The organism is Ignavibacteria bacterium (assembly GCA_017302895.1).
Lineage (GTDB): Bacteria > Bacteroidota > Ignavibacteria > Ignavibacteriales > Ignavibacteriaceae > UTCHB3.
Map to the genome: position 1 here is coordinate 426,079 of JAFLBV010000003.1, position 16,569 is coordinate 442,647.

Annotated in this window: 15 protein-coding genes; 12 read left to right on the forward strand and 3 right to left on the reverse strand. The window is 43.0% G+C overall.

Translation table 11 applies throughout. The features are described from left to right. Positions 1 to 22 precede the first annotated feature (22 nt). From pgeF to J0L60_14070, 11 genes are all read left to right on the forward strand, one after another. On the forward strand, positions 23 to 760 hold the full coding sequence (gene pgeF, locus J0L60_14020; protein MBN8547245.1) for a peptidoglycan editing factor PgeF: 738 nt from the start codon (positions 23 to 25) through the stop codon (positions 758 to 760). Beyond that, positions 760 to 1,659, forward strand: a complete 900-nt coding sequence (locus J0L60_14025) for an EamA family transporter (GenBank protein MBN8547246.1) — start codon at positions 760 to 762, stop codon at positions 1,657 to 1,659. The genes pgeF and J0L60_14025 overlap by 1 nt, the downstream gene beginning before the upstream one ends. A gap of 2 nt (positions 1,660 to 1,661) precedes the next feature. Then, positions 1,662 to 2,072, forward strand: a complete 411-nt coding sequence (gene folB / locus J0L60_14030; GenBank protein ID MBN8547247.1) for a dihydroneopterin aldolase — start codon at positions 1,662 to 1,664, stop codon at positions 2,070 to 2,072. Between the two features lie 8 nt (positions 2,073 to 2,080). Then, positions 2,081 to 2,611, forward strand: a complete 531-nt coding sequence (gene folK / locus J0L60_14035; GenBank protein MBN8547248.1) for a 2-amino-4-hydroxy-6-hydroxymethyldihydropteridine diphosphokinase — start codon at positions 2,081 to 2,083, stop codon at positions 2,609 to 2,611. Then, on the forward strand, positions 2,601 to 3,254 hold the full coding sequence (locus J0L60_14040) for a deoxynucleoside kinase (GenBank protein MBN8547249.1): 654 nt from the start codon (positions 2,601 to 2,603) through the stop codon (positions 3,252 to 3,254). The genes folK and J0L60_14040 overlap by 11 nt, the downstream gene beginning before the upstream one ends. Positions 3,255 to 3,286: 32 nt before the next feature. Next, entirely contained in the window at positions 3,287 to 3,469 is a 183-nt protein-coding gene (locus J0L60_14045; GenBank protein ID MBN8547250.1) for a hypothetical protein, read from the forward strand. Position 3,470: 1 nt separating this feature from the next. Beyond that, on the forward strand, positions 3,471 to 4,562 hold the full coding sequence (locus tag J0L60_14050; GenBank protein ID MBN8547251.1) for a glycosyltransferase family 9 protein: 1,092 nt from the start codon (positions 3,471 to 3,473) through the stop codon (positions 4,560 to 4,562). Next, on the forward strand, positions 4,555 to 5,475 hold the full coding sequence (locus J0L60_14055; protein MBN8547252.1) for a Ppx/GppA family phosphatase: 921 nt from the start codon (positions 4,555 to 4,557) through the stop codon (positions 5,473 to 5,475). Before J0L60_14050 ends, J0L60_14055 begins: the two co-directional genes overlap by 8 nt. Positions 5,476 to 5,572: 97 nt before the next feature. After that, a complete protein-coding gene (locus J0L60_14060; GenBank protein MBN8547253.1) occupies positions 5,573 to 5,962 on the forward strand; it encodes a DUF302 domain-containing protein in 390 nt (129 codons plus the stop codon). Positions 5,963 to 6,268: 306 nt separating this feature from the next. Further along, on the forward strand, positions 6,269 to 9,406 hold the full coding sequence (locus J0L60_14065) for a TonB-dependent receptor (GenBank protein ID MBN8547254.1): 3,138 nt from the start codon (positions 6,269 to 6,271) through the stop codon (positions 9,404 to 9,406). A 279-nt stretch (positions 9,407 to 9,685) separates the two neighbouring features. Then, on the forward strand, positions 9,686 to 10,909 hold the full coding sequence (locus tag J0L60_14070) for a T9SS type A sorting domain-containing protein (GenBank protein ID MBN8547255.1): 1,224 nt from the start codon (positions 9,686 to 9,688) through the stop codon (positions 10,907 to 10,909). Between the two features lie 305 nt (positions 10,910 to 11,214). Here J0L60_14070 and J0L60_14075 read toward each other — a convergent pair whose 3' ends face one another. Then, positions 11,215 to 11,757 (reverse strand): NifU family protein, encoded by a 543-nt coding sequence (locus tag J0L60_14075; protein MBN8547256.1) that lies wholly within the window; start codon positions 11,755 to 11,757, stop codon positions 11,215 to 11,217. Positions 11,758 to 11,889: 132 nt separating this feature from the next. Here J0L60_14075 and J0L60_14080 point away from each other — a divergent pair, with 132 nt between their 5' ends. Next, positions 11,890 to 12,861, forward strand: a complete 972-nt coding sequence (locus J0L60_14080; protein MBN8547257.1) for an asparaginase — start codon at positions 11,890 to 11,892, stop codon at positions 12,859 to 12,861. On the opposite strand, the gene J0L60_14085 is transcribed toward J0L60_14080, so the two are convergent. Then, complete coding sequence (locus J0L60_14085) at positions 12,855 to 15,287, reverse strand: SMC family ATPase (protein ID MBN8547258.1); 2,433 nt, start codon at positions 15,285 to 15,287, stop codon at positions 12,855 to 12,857. The two genes, J0L60_14080 and J0L60_14085, sit on opposite strands and share 7 nt — an antisense overlap. Continuing rightward, positions 15,274 to 16,422, reverse strand: a complete 1,149-nt coding sequence (locus J0L60_14090) for an exonuclease SbcCD subunit D (GenBank protein MBN8547259.1) — start codon at positions 16,420 to 16,422, stop codon at positions 15,274 to 15,276. Before J0L60_14090 ends, J0L60_14085 begins: the two co-directional genes overlap by 14 nt. Positions 16,423 to 16,569: the final 147 nt, after the last annotated feature.

Consider the following 16,569-nt stretch of genomic DNA (forward strand, 5'->3'; position numbering starts at 1 on the left):
TTGGATACGAAAGGAGCGGGTTATGGTAACTCTAAAACCCGGTATATTTGCCGGATTCGACAATATTATTTGCGGATTCAGCACCATCATTGACGATGGAGCTGAGGCACCCTATTTTTTCAATCAGTCGTTATCCGTTGGTGATGATGAAAAAAAAGTTCTCTCAAACAGGAAACGCTGGCTTGAGAGTCTCGATATAAAACCGGAAAACTGTGCTACCCAGAAACAGGTGCATGGTGACACGATAAGGTTTATTACCGAGGGAGGGATGAAGGGTGAAAGCGATGCCATGATTACAGATAAACCGGAGATTGGAATACTGATCAGTTCTGCAGACTGCCCGGCGGTTTTTGTATATGATAAAAAGCAGCATCTTGTTGCGGGTATTCATTCCGGCTGGAGAGGCACTTCGCTTAAAATTGTTACCAAAACCATCAACACGATGAAAAACGGAATGGGTTCCAAGGCGAAAGATCTCTATTGCTACATCGCCCCTTCTATTTCTCAGGCGCATTATGAAGTTGGGGAAGAAGTCGCCGAACTTTTTGATGAGAGATATCTGATACCCAGAGGTGAGAAATTCCTGCTTAATGTTCCACGGGCAAATTATGACATGCTCATACATGCCGGTATTCCGAAAAGCAACATTCAGTTGTCAAAGCTTTGTTCTTATAAGTACAGCAATCTTTTTCACAGCTACAGACGCGCCGGTGCAAAATCAGGCAGGGCGTCAGGTATCATCGCTCTGAAATCAATCTGATGAAAATAACACCCTCAGTTGTTTTAAGTTATGTAGCTATATGCCTTATTTGGGGATCGACATGGCTGGTGATAAAGATTGGCATGGAGTCTCTTACGCCCTTCATGTCCGCAGGATTGAGATTTCTGGTAGCTTCCACCGTGATATACGCGGTTGTAAAAATCAGGAATATCCCTTTCTCCCGGGATAAAGTTGCCATTAAAATCTACTGGGTCATGGGATTTTTCTCATTTCTTGTGCCTTTTGGTCTGGTTTACTGGGGTGAACAGTATATTAATTCGGGATTGGCTTCAGTTCTCTTCGCAATCTATCCTTTTTGTGTAGCCATTGTCGCGCATTTCAGTCTTCAGGATGAGCGATTCAGCAGGATGAAGCTGATCGGCATGATCACAGGATTTCTTGGAATCGTGGTTATTTTTTCGGACAGCCTGAAGATCGACCTCAATTTTTATGAAGTGGCGGGTATGGCTGCAGTTCTCGGAAGTGCCGTTGTTCAGTCATTTGTTGTCGTTCTCATCAAAAAAGAGGGGAGCCATCTTCATCCTTTGTCGATGAATCTCGTTCCCATGGCGGTGGCTTCGGCAGGTTTTATCATCAGCTCATTTCTATTTGAGGATGTATCGAAGAACATATTTGACCTTGCGGGTATTGGTTCTGTGATTTTTCTCGGCATTTTCGGCTCAATTGTGACTTTCACAATATATTACTGGCTATTAAAGAAAGTCAGTGTCCTACTGATGTCGCTTATCGCATTCATCACACCAATTATCGCCCTGATTTTGGGAGGTCTCGTGTATGGTGAGAAACTCACATTCAACCACCTAATGGGGAGTGCTCTCGTGCTTGCCGGTTTGCTCCTTTCCCAGTCAGAACTTATCAGAAAACGAAAACTTACTTAAAAATGATTAATATAATAAGAATAAAAAAAGCCTCTTTTTACGCATATCATGGAGTGATGAAAGAGGAACAGCGCGTCGGCGGGAAATTTGAAGCCGATATCGACATGTACATTAATTTTTCCGCAGCAGGAGTATCGGACGATCTTCACAAAACAATCAACTACGAGACGGTTTACAACTACCTCCTCAGCATCGCACAGGCAAAAAAAAGCTACCTTATCGAAACAGTTTCATATAAAATCTGTGAGCTTCTTTTTGAAAAATATGATAATCTTGAGAGACTGATAGTAAGAGTCAGGAAGAACAATCCTCCAATTGGTGGGGTTGTCGATTCTGTTGAAGTGGAGATAGACACCACCAGATCTGAGTTTTTTGCTTCACTTCAAAAGTTGACCGGTTCCGCACAAGGGTGATGAATTAATTGAACAAAGTGTTTTTGGCTTTAGGCAGCAACCGGGGTGACAAGTTTCAGTATCTTCTGAAGGCACTTAACCTTATAAACTGTTTGCCCGGCACTTCAATTGTCTCACTTTCGCCCGTCTATGAAACTTTTCCGTATGGCGTAATAAGTCAGGATGAATTTCTGAATATGGCGGTTGCGGTTTTTTCTGAGTTGACACCAAGACAACTTCTGGTCGCTCTGAAAACCATCGAGCAACAGACAGGGCGCTTGGAGCGGGAAAGATGGCATGAAAGGGAAATCGATATCGATATTCTCCTCTATGGTGACCTGGAAGTGGACGAGGCTGACCTCAAAATACCTCACAGGGAATTGCTTAAAAGAGACTTTTTTATATTGCCACTTCTTGATCTGGAACCAGGCATATCCCTTCCCGGCACCGGTATATTTTTGAAGGATCTGGAAATAACAGTGAAGAAACCGTATATTAAGGGCTTGAACAGGAAATTTTTTGAAATCAAAAATGGTTTGGTTTGCCTGAATGAGCAGTGATATCAATTATATAGCAGTTGAAGGCGTGATTGGTGCCGGAAAAACCTCACTTGTAAGAAAACTGCAAAAGAAATTAAACGCCAGGATGATTCTTGAGAATCACGATGAGAATCCCTTTCTTGCAAAATTCTACAAAAACAGGAAACGGTATGCTTTTCAGACTCAAATGTTTTTCCTGATCAGCAGGTATAAACAGCTCGAGGATCTTCGCGAAGAATCCATTTTCTCCAGTCATATTGTCGCCGACTACATTTTCGAAAAAGATCTTCTCTTTGCATGGTTAAATCTTGACAAAGAAGAATTGCGGCTTTACAATGAGATTTTTCCCAAACTTGCACAGAACCTTCGGAAGCCGGATCTTGTTGTATATCTAAAGGCTGACATTGACCGTCTTCTCGCAAATATCAGAAGACGTAACAGAAGTTACGAGCTGGATATGGACGAAGGGTACATCGCTGACCTTTCAGACCTCTACAGCGAATATTTTTTAAGATACGACAAAACTCCTCTCTTGATAGTAAACTCTACTGAGATAGATTTTGTTAATAATGAACATGACTTTGAAGATCTTTATAAACAGATTTTCAGAGAAGATCGAACACGAATTGAGTATTTTCATCCCGAAGGCAAGGCTTTATTGTGAGAAAAATATTTTTAGTTTTAACCGGCATACTGATGTTTTATGCAGTGCGGATTTTATTTAAAAAGCTAAAACGAACAGCAGACAGACAATCATACAGAGAGAGAATGGGTGAACCCCAAACCGTTCTTTCAGGTGGCAAAGGGAGATCGTTCCGGACCGACCGGGTTGTCGAGGATGCTGAATACACCGAAATAAGCGGTGATTCTGTAAAGTAATATGAACAGATTTGCCGGGGCATTCTACCGTCTTTTTTTTTCACCACTCCCTTACAAACCGGAATTTGAAAAAGACCCGCGAAAAATACTTATAATCAGACAGCACAACCAGCTTGGTGATCTTCTTGCGAGCAGTTCCCTTTTCCGGGCACTAAAAAAGAAGTTCCCCCTCTCCCACATTACACTTATTGTCAGTCCTGCAAACAAAGATGCTGTAACGAAAAATAAATTCATCGACAGAGTGATAGTTTTCGAGAAGGCAAGGCATCTTAATCCGGTTGAGTTTTTTCGATTCATATCCGTTCTGCGGGAAGGGTATGACTGGGTGCTGGTTCCGGTAACAGTTTCAATTTCTTTCACCAGCAATTTGATGGCAGGTATTGCGAAAGGGAAGTTGAAAGCGGGAGCCAACTGGCTTGACGGCAAGTATAACGAGTCTGCATTTTTCTTCAACAAAAAAATTAATCTCGACTGGCGTTTGCAGCCCGACCTTCACATCGCCGAAAGAATTCTCGATATTGTGAAACCACTCGGTGTAGAACCTGCCGGCTACTCACCTGAAGTCAGTTTCGACGGCGAAGATGAAGAAAAAGCGATAAAGTTTCTTACCCGTTTCGAAGAGCACAACCAAAGATGCATCATCGGACTCCACACAGGTGCCGGAAAGATACCCAACAGATGGTATCACAAAAATTTTGTAAAGTTGATAAAAGAATTGAAAGCCAACTGGGACGCCTGCATCTACCTGACGGGGAGCAGTGCCGACCTTGCGATTATTGAGAAAATAAAAGAGGAACTGAATTTCACAGTCCTCGAATTTATTGATAAATCGATTCCTGAAGTGGCGGCTCTAATCTCCAAATCCGATCTTTTCATAACAAATGACACAGGGATAATGCATGTGGCGGGCTCCACATCCACCCCTCAAATTTCCCTTTTTGGTCCGACAAATCCTTTTGTCTGGGCACCGATGGGAAAAAACAAGGTTTTTCTGCAGAGGTCTGATATAATTGACAATATCACGGTCAACGAAGTTTTTGATATCGCAGGCAGACTTTTGTCCCAATCTCCAAAGATCAATAAAAATGCTTAAAAATAATTTTGCTGTTCTCGATATAGGCTCCAATTCCTTCCACATCATCATTGCAAATTCACCCGATGGAAGAAAATTCGAGATTATCGACAGGGAAAAAGCTGTTCACCGCCTCTCCTCAAAAGACGGCTACGGCAGGTCTTACATAAAAGATCAGGACATAAAACAGGCGATAAAACTGATCGACCTCTTCAAAACTAAAGCTGTAATGAACGGTGCAACCATCAGAGCTGTGGCGACAAGTGCAGTGCGTGAAGCCATAAATCAGGACGAATTTGTCGAAACAGTCTTCGAAAAAACCGGAGTAATGGTTGAAGTAATCGACGGACACAGGGAGGCTGAATATATCTACAGCGCCGCGCGACATTTTCTGCACTTCAAAAATCAGAAAATCCTCTGTGTTGACATCGGAGGAGGGAGTACCGAGTTTATCACCGGTAACAGTCCCAAACCCGGTTTTGTCACCAGTCTTAGAATGGGTGCGGTCAGATTCACAAAAGATTTTTTTCCCGATCTCGAAGTAAAAAAAACCAGCGTGATAGCGGCTTCCCATTATGCCGCAGGTATGGTAGAAGCAATTAAAAAGGATGTGGCGGCAAGTGGTTTCGAAATCGCAATCTTCTCGGCTGGTACAGCCAAATCTGTTCTCTCAATGGCTATCGAAGCGGGACTTGTAGCTCCTGATGAAAAAATATTCAAATATGAAGACCTCGTAAAAGTTACCGATCGCGTTTTGGCTGCCAAAGACATGAAAGACCGTCTTCAAATTCCGGGTCTCGAACCAAAGCGAGCCGATGTGGTCGTCGCCGGTGTAATAATCCTTCGTGCCATCTTCGAAAAACTGGAAATAAAGCAGGCATATTACTCGGAGTTCGCCCTCAGAGAAGGGGTGATACTTGAGTTAATGCAGTAATGCAATAATCCAATAATTTAGGGATATTACTGCATTATTGGATTAGTTGAATCTTCCCGCCTGCTGTCGCATCAAATCTTATAAAACGGAGAAAATTATGAGCTATTATTTCGAAAAAGTTGTTTCGACTGACTATAATGAGACTGTCGAAGCTGTAACTGTGGCATTGAAGGTTGAAGGATTTGGCGTGCTGAGTGACATTGATGTGCAGGATACTTTGAAAAAGAAGATTAATGCCGATGTCAGAAAATACAGAATTCTGGGAGCCTGCAACCCACCTTTCGCCAATAAGGCAATTCACATCGAAGAAAATGTCGGTTTGATGATGCCATGCAATGTCCTGATTCAGGAAACGACTGACGGTAAAATCAGAGTATCGGCTATTAATCCCAAAAATGCCATGGGTGCGATCGGAAATGACAACCTCGCTGAACTTGCAAATGAGATCTCAGCAAAACTGGAGAGAGTTATTGAAGGGTTGAGGTGATTCCCTAAGTTGACCGAGGCTAAATTAATTTTCACAGACAGCCTCTTTTTTGAAAAACAGTTTTTTTAGTTCGCTAAAGATTTGCAAATTTTAGTTGTAAAAAGGTAAAATTTTGTGAGTGATTTTTTTTTACCTAAAGCTGCAAAAAATCTCTTTTTAAAAACTGAGAAATCACATTAAATCAGTTACTTCCCCTCTTAACGATTTGTTAACATTGAATTTTAATGATGTTAAAATTCCCTGCCGTAATTTTAAAGACTTGAATATTTTTTTTTCAAACAATCAAACAACAATCAGGAGCAAAGTATGAGATCTCTTTACAGATCTTCGCTGGCAACATTGTTTGTAGTTTTCTTTGCACTTCAGGTACATGCCCAGGTAACCACCTCGACAGTATTCGGAAATGCAATTGACGACAAGAACAGTGCTCTTTCCGGTGTGGTTATCCGCGCTAAACATCTTCCCACAGGAACTGTTTACGGCACCACATCAAGAGAAAATGGCAGCTATAACATATATGGTCTTAAACCGGGTGGACCCTACGAAGTAATCGCTTCGTATGCCGGAAAGAAAACAGTCGAACTGAAGGGAATCAACCTTGAACTGGGTCAGAACCTTCGTTTGGACTTCACAATGCTGGAATCAGCCCTCGTAACAGAGGAAGTGGTGGTTACTGCAAAAAGTGACCCGATAATGACCGAAACCAAAACAGGTTCCGCTCAGACGGTCGCTACAGAAACAATTGAAAATCTTCCAACCATCAGCAGAAGATTCCAGGATTTCTCGAAACTCTCACCTCTTTTTTCCGGAGCTGATCTCTCGGCTGCAGGTAAATCAAGCAGATACAACAATATTCAAATAGACGGTACCCAGTACAATGACCTTTTCGGTCTTGGCAGTTCGGGTACACCCGGTGGATCAGCCGGAACCAATCCTATCAGCCTTGACGCTATTCAGGAGTTCCAGGTAGTGGTTGCACCTTATGATGTAAAACTCTCCGGTTTCACCGGTGGTGGTATAAACGCTATTACAAGATCAGGAACCAACACTTTCTCGGGATCAGTTTTCGGCTACGGCAGAAACCAGTCACTCGTTGGAAAGAGTCCTGATGCATTAAAGACCAGCTATCCTGACTTTACAGAATATCAGGTTGGCGGAAGAATCGGCGGTCCGATAATTAAAGACAAGCTCTTCTTCTTCGCAAGTGCAGAGCTTACCAAATATACCAGACCATACTCAAATGTCTCCCTCACCGCAGGTTCAGCAGGAATGGCTGCTTATGCAGATTCGATTCAGGCTATCATGCTTGGTAAGGGTTACGATCCGGGTTCTTACGGATCAGTCGATCTTAAAAGACCTTCTACAAAGTTCTTTGCTCGTTTGGACTGGAACATGAATGAAAACAACAGATTCACCTTGAGACACAATTTTGTTGACGGATCTGATGACATTCTCGCAGCAAGAAACCTTAACAATGCCCTCTCATGGGGTTCATATACATACAGACTTGCTTCAGTAACCAATTCCACCGTTCTTCAGTGGAACTCAACTATCAGCAACAACATGTCAAATGAGTTGATCGTTGGCTACACAAGAATCAGAGACAAAAGAGAACTTCCATTTGCTGAAGCTCCTGAAATCGAAATCCGTCAGGGTGGAAACACCTACAGACTTGGACCCGACAGATTCTCACCTGCGAATAAACTTGATCAGGACATCATTGAGTTCACCAACAACTTTACATGGAATGTTGGCAATCACATCCTTACTTTCGGTACACATAACGAATTCTACACATTCTCGAATCTTTTCATCCGTTCATTCTACGGATACTATGTGTTTAATTCCTTCACCGATTTCAAAAATTCCACTGTCGGTTCATATCAGAGAGCATTCGCAAGAAGCGGTGACTCTTATGACAACAGACCTTCTGCTGATTTCAGCGCAAACCAGTTTGGTCTTTATGCACAGGACGAATGGCAGGTTAATGGCGCACTCAGACTTACCTTTGGTATCAGAGTTGACATGCCTACATTCCCCAAAACTCCTGCTGCCAACGATTCAGTATCAAAATACTTCAGCGGATACAGCACAAGCGGTGTTCCTGATGGAAAACTTCTTTTCTCACCAAGAGCAGGTTTCAACCTTTCTCTTACCGAGGACAGAGCTGCTCAGTTAAGAGGCGGTCTTGGTATCTTCACCGGTAAGGTTCCTTATGTTTGGGTTTCAAACAATTTCGCAAATACAGGACTTCTTACTGCTGAACTTTCCGGTGCAGCCGGAACAGTATTCACACTCGATCCAAGAAACCAGCCAAAAGTTGGTGACCCCGGAACAGGCGCACCAAGCCTTATTTCCGAGATCAATATGATCGATCCTAACTTCAAATTCCCGCAGTTGTTCAGAATTAACGCTGCTTACGATCAGAAACTTCCCTGGGATTTCATCGGATCACTTGAAGTTATCTATTCGAAAACCCTTAATGAAGTTATGTACGAGAAACTCAACATCAGAAACTTCTCTTCTCCTACATACATAGCTTCAGAATCAAACAGACCTGTTTACGGCGGTACTGATGCTAAAAACAACAACTTCAGAGATGTACTTTCTCTTAAGAACACTTCCGAAGGTTATCAGTTAAACTTTGCTGTACAGTTCCAGAGAAGTGTTGCAAGAGGTCTTTCGGTTAACTTTGGTTATACACACGGTGTGGCTAAAGACATGAACAGCACCACTTCATCACAGGCTGTTTCTCAGATGAGATTCAATCCTGTAAAAGGCGATCCGAACAATCCTGAACTCACAACTTCACTTTATGAAATCAAGCACAGATTCTTTGCTTCAGTTTCCTATACTCATGAATTCTTCTCGAATGCTCCTACAACTGTCTCCTTGTATTACAACGGACAGAGTGGTGCTCCATTCTCATTCATAGTAAACGGTGACTTGAACAACGACGGTTTCGATCAGAACGACCTTTTCTATGTTCCGACCGAGGCTGAACTTGCCAATAGAACCTATCAGCTTGGTGCTGTAACAGGTGGTGCTTTCGTTCCGACTGCTTCAATGTACACACAGCTTGAATCGTACATTCAGAATAATGAATACCTCCGTACACACAGAGGCATGATCTCTGAAAGAAATGGTGCCCGCAACCCCTGGAGAGATATTTTTGATCTCAGACTTGCTCAGGAAATCCCAAGCATCATGAATCACAAATTCACCATTACCCTCGACATCCTCAATGTTCTCAATCTCATCAACAGTGATTGGGGATATGATGAATCAATCTTCTCGACATCGAATGTTGTTAGAATGGTCAATAGAAGTGTCGGCGGAAAACCTGTTTACTCATTCTCTGCTCCTACTACCAATGTTCCCTGGGCAGCAAGTGATGTCAACAGCCGTTGGGCAATGCAACTTGGTGTGAGATACACCTTTTAATAGCTATTAGCTATGAGGTATGAACTATGAACTGAATTGCAAATAGTTTGTGCTGTCGTTTTAAGCTGCTTCGGAAACGGGGCAGCTTTTTTAAAGCTATGATCTATGAGGTATGAACTATGAGCTGAATTGCAAATAGTTTGTGCTGACTTTTTGAGCTGCTTCGGAAACGGGGCAGCTTTTTTTTGAGCATGTATTGCTTTTGGTGATTTTTTTTGACATGTTTAGGGTGTGAGGAATTTATCTTTTTACCTTGAACGATATAAAAAAGAGATCGCCATGAAAAGATCATTAATTTTCGCGATGTTGCTCACCTGTGCTGTCTGTGCACAAGGATTCTGGATTCAAACTCAACTGCCCGCCACCGGTTCAATCAATTCAATCGCCATCTCACCGGGTGGTACACTCTTTGTCGGTACTGAATTCGCTGCTGCCGGAAGCGGCGTCTTTAAATCGACAAACGACGGACTTACATGGACACTTGCAAACAACGGACTTACCTCCTCGACAATTAAAGTGGTGGCAATGGGGGGAAGTAATGGCGATTTGTTTGCGGGATCATCAAGTCTCTTCCGCTCCACCAACCAGGGAGCATCATGGACCGATATAGGTAACAGTCTCTCGACACCTTATGTCAGGGCTATTGATTTCGACGACAGCAACTATATATATGTCGGCACGGAAGGTGGTGGAGTATTCAAGTCAACGAACAATGGAAGTTCATTCACATTTTCAGGTCTCTCTATTTTCAATGTTAAAACCCTTCATTGCGACAATTTTGGATTTATCTATGCGGGAGGCGGCAACCTCTACAGGTCATCAAACAGAGGAGCCACCTGGTTTGTTTTTAATACGGGAATGCAGGGAACAACTGTTGAAGAGATCGTAAGCAACAATATTGGCTATGTCTATGCCGGAACCTATGGTAACGGAGTATATCGCTCGACAAACAGCGGACTTTCCTGGGTGCCGGTGAACAACGGTTTGACAAATCATAATGTAGTTTCTCTTGCAATCAATTCATTGGGATACTTGTATGCCGGCACTTATGACGGCGGGGTATTCTGCTCCAAGGATCAGGGGGAGAACTGGACAGAGGTATCATCGGGCCTTAATACAACCGGTATTCCGACACTTGCATTCAATCCCTCGGGGAATATTTTCGCCGGCTCGAGCGATGGAAAAGTATTCAAAAGTACCGGCTCCACCACTTCCCTGAAGGAAGATGAACAGCAACCTTTAAGCTTCACCCTTTCACAAAATTACCCCAATCCGTTTAATCCTGTAACTGTGATAGAATACACTTTAACGGAAACTTCTGAAGTGGTTTTGAAGATATTCGCTGTTGACGGCACAAAAGTTGCGACACTCCATGAAGGGGTAAAAGCTCCCGGCAAACACCGAATTCTTTTTGACGGCAACGCGCTCTCTTCAGGAGTTTACAGTTACGCTCTGTTTGCAGGAAAAGAAAGGATGGTTAAGAAATTCGTTTTGGCAAAATAAACAGAATTAATTATTAGTTTTGAGTTATGAATTATGAGCTAATTTAGCTATGATCTATGAAGTATGAACTATGAGCTGACTTCCAGAGCCCTTGTATCGACATGTGGGTAGAAGCCCTTGGGGCGACATGTGGATAGAACCCCGGCGACCACACTTCAAAAAAGCCCTTGCGGCGACATGTGGGTAGAAGCCCTTGCGGCGGCATATGGGTAGAAATATTCCTAAATCCCCTGAATTCTCCCCTCTCATCTTAGGAGAGGGGGTTGGGGGTGAGGTTGGAGAAGCTAATACCTAATACCTAATAGCTAATCAGGTATAACCTCCAGCGCCGGATGTACATCTCTTTTGAGGAGGCTTTCGATTGCGGAGAGGGTGCCTCTTTGTGCACTCGGGCAGCTTCCGCAGGCGCCTTGATATCTGACTTTGAGGGAGTATCCTTCGAGTCCGAGGATTTCGAGACCGCCACCATCGTAGGCAAGTGCGGGAACGACTTTTTTATTCAATACATCGGATATCTGTTTCAGAAGTTCGCTGGTATTTTCATCCATTCCTTCGGGGGTTGCCTCCTCGGGGATCAGTTTTTCATCGAATTTGCTTAAAAACATCAGGAAAGGTCTCTGGATTTTTCCCCAGTCATATCCTTGTTTCTTCTCTATCGTTATGAATTTGTCCATATAAAATACGGACGCAACACCCTCGAGTTCGAAGATACCTTTAGCCAGCATATCCTGTTCGGCATCCTGTGGATTGCTGTATTGTCTCGAAGTGAAGTGGAGCAGCTTTTGATTTAGGACAAATTTAATTGCGTGTGGATTTGGAGTAAGTTCAACATCAACTACATGTAACATGGTAACCTCTGTGTACGGAAACCGTACTTGTTCTGCCCTTTTTGGGCGATTTAATCAACGGGACTAAGTCAGTTTATGGTTGAAAAATGCGTATTTTGCTATGCAATATAATTAAAATTTGGCGCTCAAGATATGAAAAAAATAATGATCGTTTTTACCGGCGGAACCATTTCAATGAAAGTTGATTCGGAAACAGGCGGTGCCGTTCCACATCTTACAGGTGGAGATATTATCGAAATGATTCCCGAACTCGGTTCTCTGGCAGAGATCGATTTTTACGACTTCGGGAAATATCCCGGTCCCCACATGACCCCCGAACTGATGTTTGAACTGGCACTTACAGTGCAGGGGATGATTGATGACGAGAATTTCGATGGTATCATCATTACTCACGGAACCGATACTCTCGAAGAAACGGCATATTTTCTCGATCTTTATCTTGAGACACATATTCCTGTCGTTCTTACGGGTTCAATGAAGAACAGTTCCGATCCCGATTGGGATGGACCTCAAAATCTGATTGATTCCATTTACACATGTTTGAACAAAAACAGTCGTGACATGGGGGTTCTTGTTTGTTTGAATGGTGAAATCAATGCCGCAAGCGAAGTGACCAAAACGCATACAGAAGACGAGGAAACATTTGCTTCACTCGATTTTGGCAGTCTCGGTTTTGTTGACAGGGGGAGGGTGATTTTTAACCGGGCTCCCAGAAGGCTTGAAACGATTAAGACCGGAAAAATAAACTCAAATGTGGATTTGTTAAAGTGTTATGCCGGTATGGATGCCAAATTTTTCAGATACTCGGCTGACAGTGGTGTTGATGGTCTGGTGGTAGAGGCTCTCGGGGTGGGTAATGTCCCTCCGGCAGTATTTGAGGGAATCGAATATCTCCTTGAGAAGGGAATTCCGGTTGTTCTGGTTTCCCGTTGTCCTGCCGGTGAGACGGATGATGTTTACAGTTATCCGGGAGCGGGGAAGTGGTTGCGGGAAGCAGGAGTCATATTTGCAGAGTATCTAAACGGTCAGAAGGCAAGGATAAAACTTATCCTCGCCCTTGGAAAAACGGGTGACCATTCAGAACTGGAGAGAATTTTTTATTGAGCTGATGCGGCAAATTTACAGTCAATTGAACTGTACAAACCCTTTTTGGAAATAATCATCCGGTTCGGGAATGCTTCTTCGACATCCTGGTTATGGGCAACTATAAATACCTGCTTAAACCAGTCGGAAATTTTTGAAAGGGCAAACATCAAATCCGCTCTTCTGCCCTCATCTTGTGAGCCAAAAACCTCGTCAAGAGCGAGGAATCCCATATTGCCGGCACCGCTCATGTTTATTATGTGTCGGCTCACTGCAATTCTGAGGCAGACCGCAGCAAGGTCTTTCTCACCACCTGAAAGAGTTTCGATAAGTGCTTCCTTGTCATCCCTCATGACTTTTATATCGTAGTTTTCAGTATCGATGTGTAACCCGTTGTATCTTTCCTTAGTAATTTCCACAAAAAGCCTGTTGGCTTCCTGGGAAATTTTAGGTATTGCCTCCGAAGTTATTCTCGCCTTAAAATTATCTATGATTTCCTTGAAGATTTTATATTTCTCAACTCCGGTACGAAGTTGTTCGAAAGAGCTTTTTCGCTCCTCATTTTCATTTAAAGTGGTTTCAGCAGCCGAAACCTCACTTTTTATCAGGTTGAGTTTTATTTCAACTTTGTGGGCGGCATCCACCAGATTGAGGTGCTCCTGCCGTTTCTGTTTCAGCAAGGAATCTGCAGTAACAAGTTCATCAGCATTGAAATTCAGTTCGACTAAATTGTTCTGTTTAGTCGTGAGCTTTGCCTTCGATTCATTCAGGGTAGCGAGGTAATCGGAGAGATGTTGCTCCTGAGCGGGTAGAGTACCGATTTCACCCAGCATTTTCTGGTATGAGTCATTTTGTGTTTCAGCGGATTTTACCTCTTCACCGAGCCTTGTGAAGGCTTTGCTGTCGAAATCTCTAGGACCGACTGCATTCAAATCCCGAACAGCCAAGGATATTTTTGCAATTGTTTTTTCACGATTTTCAGACAGAGTTGTCAGTTGTGCCCTGTCGTTTACGAGTTTCACAATGGTTTTGCCCAAGTCGGAAATTTCGTCCTGGAGGTTTTTTACATCTGCCCGTTTCTCCGACAGATTCTTTTTAACCTGGGATTCTCTCTCACCGATCTCTGCGATCAAGTCATTTAGCTCAGCAATTTCGGCTTTGTATTTTTTTATGAGTACCGGTTTCTGAGTACCAAGTTCTCTTTCACACTCGGGGCATGTACCTGCTGCATCGAGTCCTTCGACATGCTTTAATCGTTCAATTGTCTGCTTAAGGCGTGCGTCATGTCCGGCAATTTCTTTCCCGAGATCGAGAGCATTGGCATTTAAGAGACTCTCTTCTCTTTCGAACCCCTCCTTAATCACGGTTTTCAGTTGCAGGTCATTTGGTGCATTCTCCATGGTCGCAATTGTGGCAGAGAGTCTTGCAATCTGTTCCTCGATACTGGCGAGTTCGGTTTCCGCTTTGGTTTTATTAGAGAAGATGCTCTCATAGAGGGCTGCATTTTCCTTTTTAGTCTGCATCTCTGCCTGTTCAGTCCTCAATCTTTGCAGGATTTCCACTACAGGTGAAAGTTTCTCTGCCTTTAATCGCAGATTTTGAAGGCGGGAAATTTCAACCTCGGTGGAAGAAATGGACTCTTCTGTTTTTAAGATTGCGGTCTTAATAGCCGTAATCTCTTTTTCGAGCTTATTATGTTTTTCCTGCAGTTTACGGAGCCCGTCAACCTTTTGTTGCTGTAATCCTGTTTCAGTTAATTTTGCATCAACAGATTGTTTAAGTTGATTGTGCTCTTGGGTAAGCGCCGCAAGCTCGTTTTTCTTTTCCTGTATCAGCTCATTAAGATCAGCGATTCTTTGATCATCCAGAAGGAGACTTGCAGCCGCTTCCATCTCATATTTGAGTGTTTTTAGTTTATTGCCGGCAGTTTTGCTGATAGCATCAAGCCTGTCGAAACCGAGCATCTTTCTTATTTCTGTGACTCTATCACCCGGTGAGGATGCAAGAAGCCCGGCGGTCTCTTTTTGTTTCGCAAAGAAAGAGTTAACGAAGCTGTCTTTATCGAGTTTGATTATTTTATAAAGCTCTTTTGCCACATCTGTGGCGTTCTCAGCCAGGGGCGAGGCATCATCCTTATCGATTCTGTATAAACCAACTTTCGTAGTCTGAGCAACTCCTCTTAATGCTCTTTTTACGACATATTTAATATTCCTTTCCACGAACTCGAGCTCAACTTCCACAGGCTCTGCAGCAAGGGCATTATCATTTTTAAGCTGGGAGAGATTGACACCTTTGAGGGGTCCGAACAGAGCGAACGAGATGGCATCGAAAACCGTAGATTTCCCAGCGCCATTTCTTCCGACAAGACCGGTAAGCCCGTTCGGAAAATTGATGGTTTCGTCCTTATACTGCTTAAAATTTTTCAGTTTTAATTTATTGATTAACATTGTTATCCACCTGTACTAAGTCATCAAAAAGTTGAGTAGCTTCATCTTTGAATTTATTAAAATCGTCCGGATCAGGGAATGCTGCACGGAGATCTCCAATCAATCTTTCGAGGAGGGATTCACTTCCTGACTCGAATTCGATCGCTTCTTCCCCCTTTTTCCTTTTTATTAACCTGAGGACGAGGCATTTCCCGGTCAACTCTAAAATATTTTCACGCATAAAGTCAAATGACTGGTTATCCCGCAAATCTTCAAGGATCACCTTGACAATCGCTTCGGAGAGGTCGTCCCCGTTTACCGCTTTTGTAATTTCACCAATTATCTCTTCCCGGGATTTAGTATCACATTTTTCAACTGTGATGTTCAGATACCGTCTCGTTTCAATCTTCACAAATTTTATTTCGGGAGTCCTGCCGTTCAGGGTCACTTCGACAAAGCCTTTATCATGATCTGCTTCGCCCGCATTTATTCTTTCGGTTGAACCCGCATAGCAGACATTCCCGTAGTTTTTCATATGGTTGAAGCGATGCCAGTGACCGAGAGCGACATAGTCAAAATCTTTCAGTACTTCAAGTCTGTCAGCGGGGAAAATGCCTCCGCCCGGTTCCTCTTCCTTGTAGATGGAAACAGGCATTGAAAGGTGCATCATAAGGATATTGGGTTTCGAAGAGTCGGTGACGGCGATTTTTTGAATCTCTTCGTTGTGGTCTTTGTCAAAAATGATATGCGGGAGCGCATGAAGTATAAATTTCCCACAATCAAGAGTGGAATATTTTTGGTCATAGAAGATTTTGCACCCGTCAAACATTTCATACAGAGCATGAATCGCCTGGGTATCCTCTGATCTTGGAAGGTCATGATTTCCTGCTATCATGTAGAAAGGGATGCCGGCATCGGATAATCTTTTGAATTGTTTGCCTGCTTCGACCATTGCCTTGTTGTAAGGCGAAGGGCGGTGAAAAAAGTCCCCAGTGTGGATAACAAAGTCCGGTTTTACAGCCAGTGCATGGTCAACGACAGCCGCCACAGCTTTATAAGCATCTGCTTCTCTTTCTTTCAAGACAGCCTGGTCGTCGGAGGAATAATCAATAAACCCCAAATGTGAATCTGAAAAATGTATGAACCTTAATGACATTTAATTTGCCTTTATTTGTGATTATCAGCTTGTACTCAGGTAGAGTAAGAATATTACACTTTTTCCGAAACGAAATTAAGAATTTTTTAGATCACAGCCGTTTTTCTCATTTTTTTGTATTTTTAGGGTCAATATTTTAATAAAAAA

Coding starts and splice junctions, on each gene's coding strand:
- J0L60_14085 (MBN8547258.1), bottom strand. CDS start 15,287: ATGTTAATCAATAAATTAAAACTGAAAAATTTTAAGCAGTATAAGGAC.
- J0L60_14025 (MBN8547246.1), top strand. CDS start 760: ATGAAAATAACACCCTCAGTTGTTTTAAGTTATGTAGCTATATGCCTT.
- pgeF (MBN8547245.1), top strand. CDS start 23: ATGGTAACTCTAAAACCCGGTATATTTGCCGGATTCGACAATATTATT.
- J0L60_14070 (MBN8547255.1), top strand. CDS start 9,686: ATGAAAAGATCATTAATTTTCGCGATGTTGCTCACCTGTGCTGTCTGT.
- J0L60_14040 (MBN8547249.1), top strand. CDS start 2,601: ATGAGCAGTGATATCAATTATATAGCAGTTGAAGGCGTGATTGGTGCC.
- J0L60_14080 (MBN8547257.1), top strand. CDS start 11,890: ATGAAAAAAATAATGATCGTTTTTACCGGCGGAACCATTTCAATGAAA.
- J0L60_14045 (MBN8547250.1), top strand. CDS start 3,287: ATGTTTTATGCAGTGCGGATTTTATTTAAAAAGCTAAAACGAACAGCA.
- J0L60_14060 (MBN8547253.1), top strand. CDS start 5,573: ATGAGCTATTATTTCGAAAAAGTTGTTTCGACTGACTATAATGAGACT.
- J0L60_14090 (MBN8547259.1), bottom strand. CDS start 16,422: ATGTCATTAAGGTTCATACATTTTTCAGATTCACATTTGGGGTTTATT.
- J0L60_14075 (MBN8547256.1), bottom strand. CDS start 11,757: ATGTTACATGTAGTTGATGTTGAACTTACTCCAAATCCACACGCAATT.
- J0L60_14050 (MBN8547251.1), top strand. CDS start 3,471: ATGAACAGATTTGCCGGGGCATTCTACCGTCTTTTTTTTTCACCACTC.
- folB (MBN8547247.1), top strand. CDS start 1,662: ATGATTAATATAATAAGAATAAAAAAAGCCTCTTTTTACGCATATCAT.
- J0L60_14055 (MBN8547252.1), top strand. CDS start 4,555: ATGCTTAAAAATAATTTTGCTGTTCTCGATATAGGCTCCAATTCCTTC.
- J0L60_14065 (MBN8547254.1), top strand. CDS start 6,269: ATGAGATCTCTTTACAGATCTTCGCTGGCAACATTGTTTGTAGTTTTC.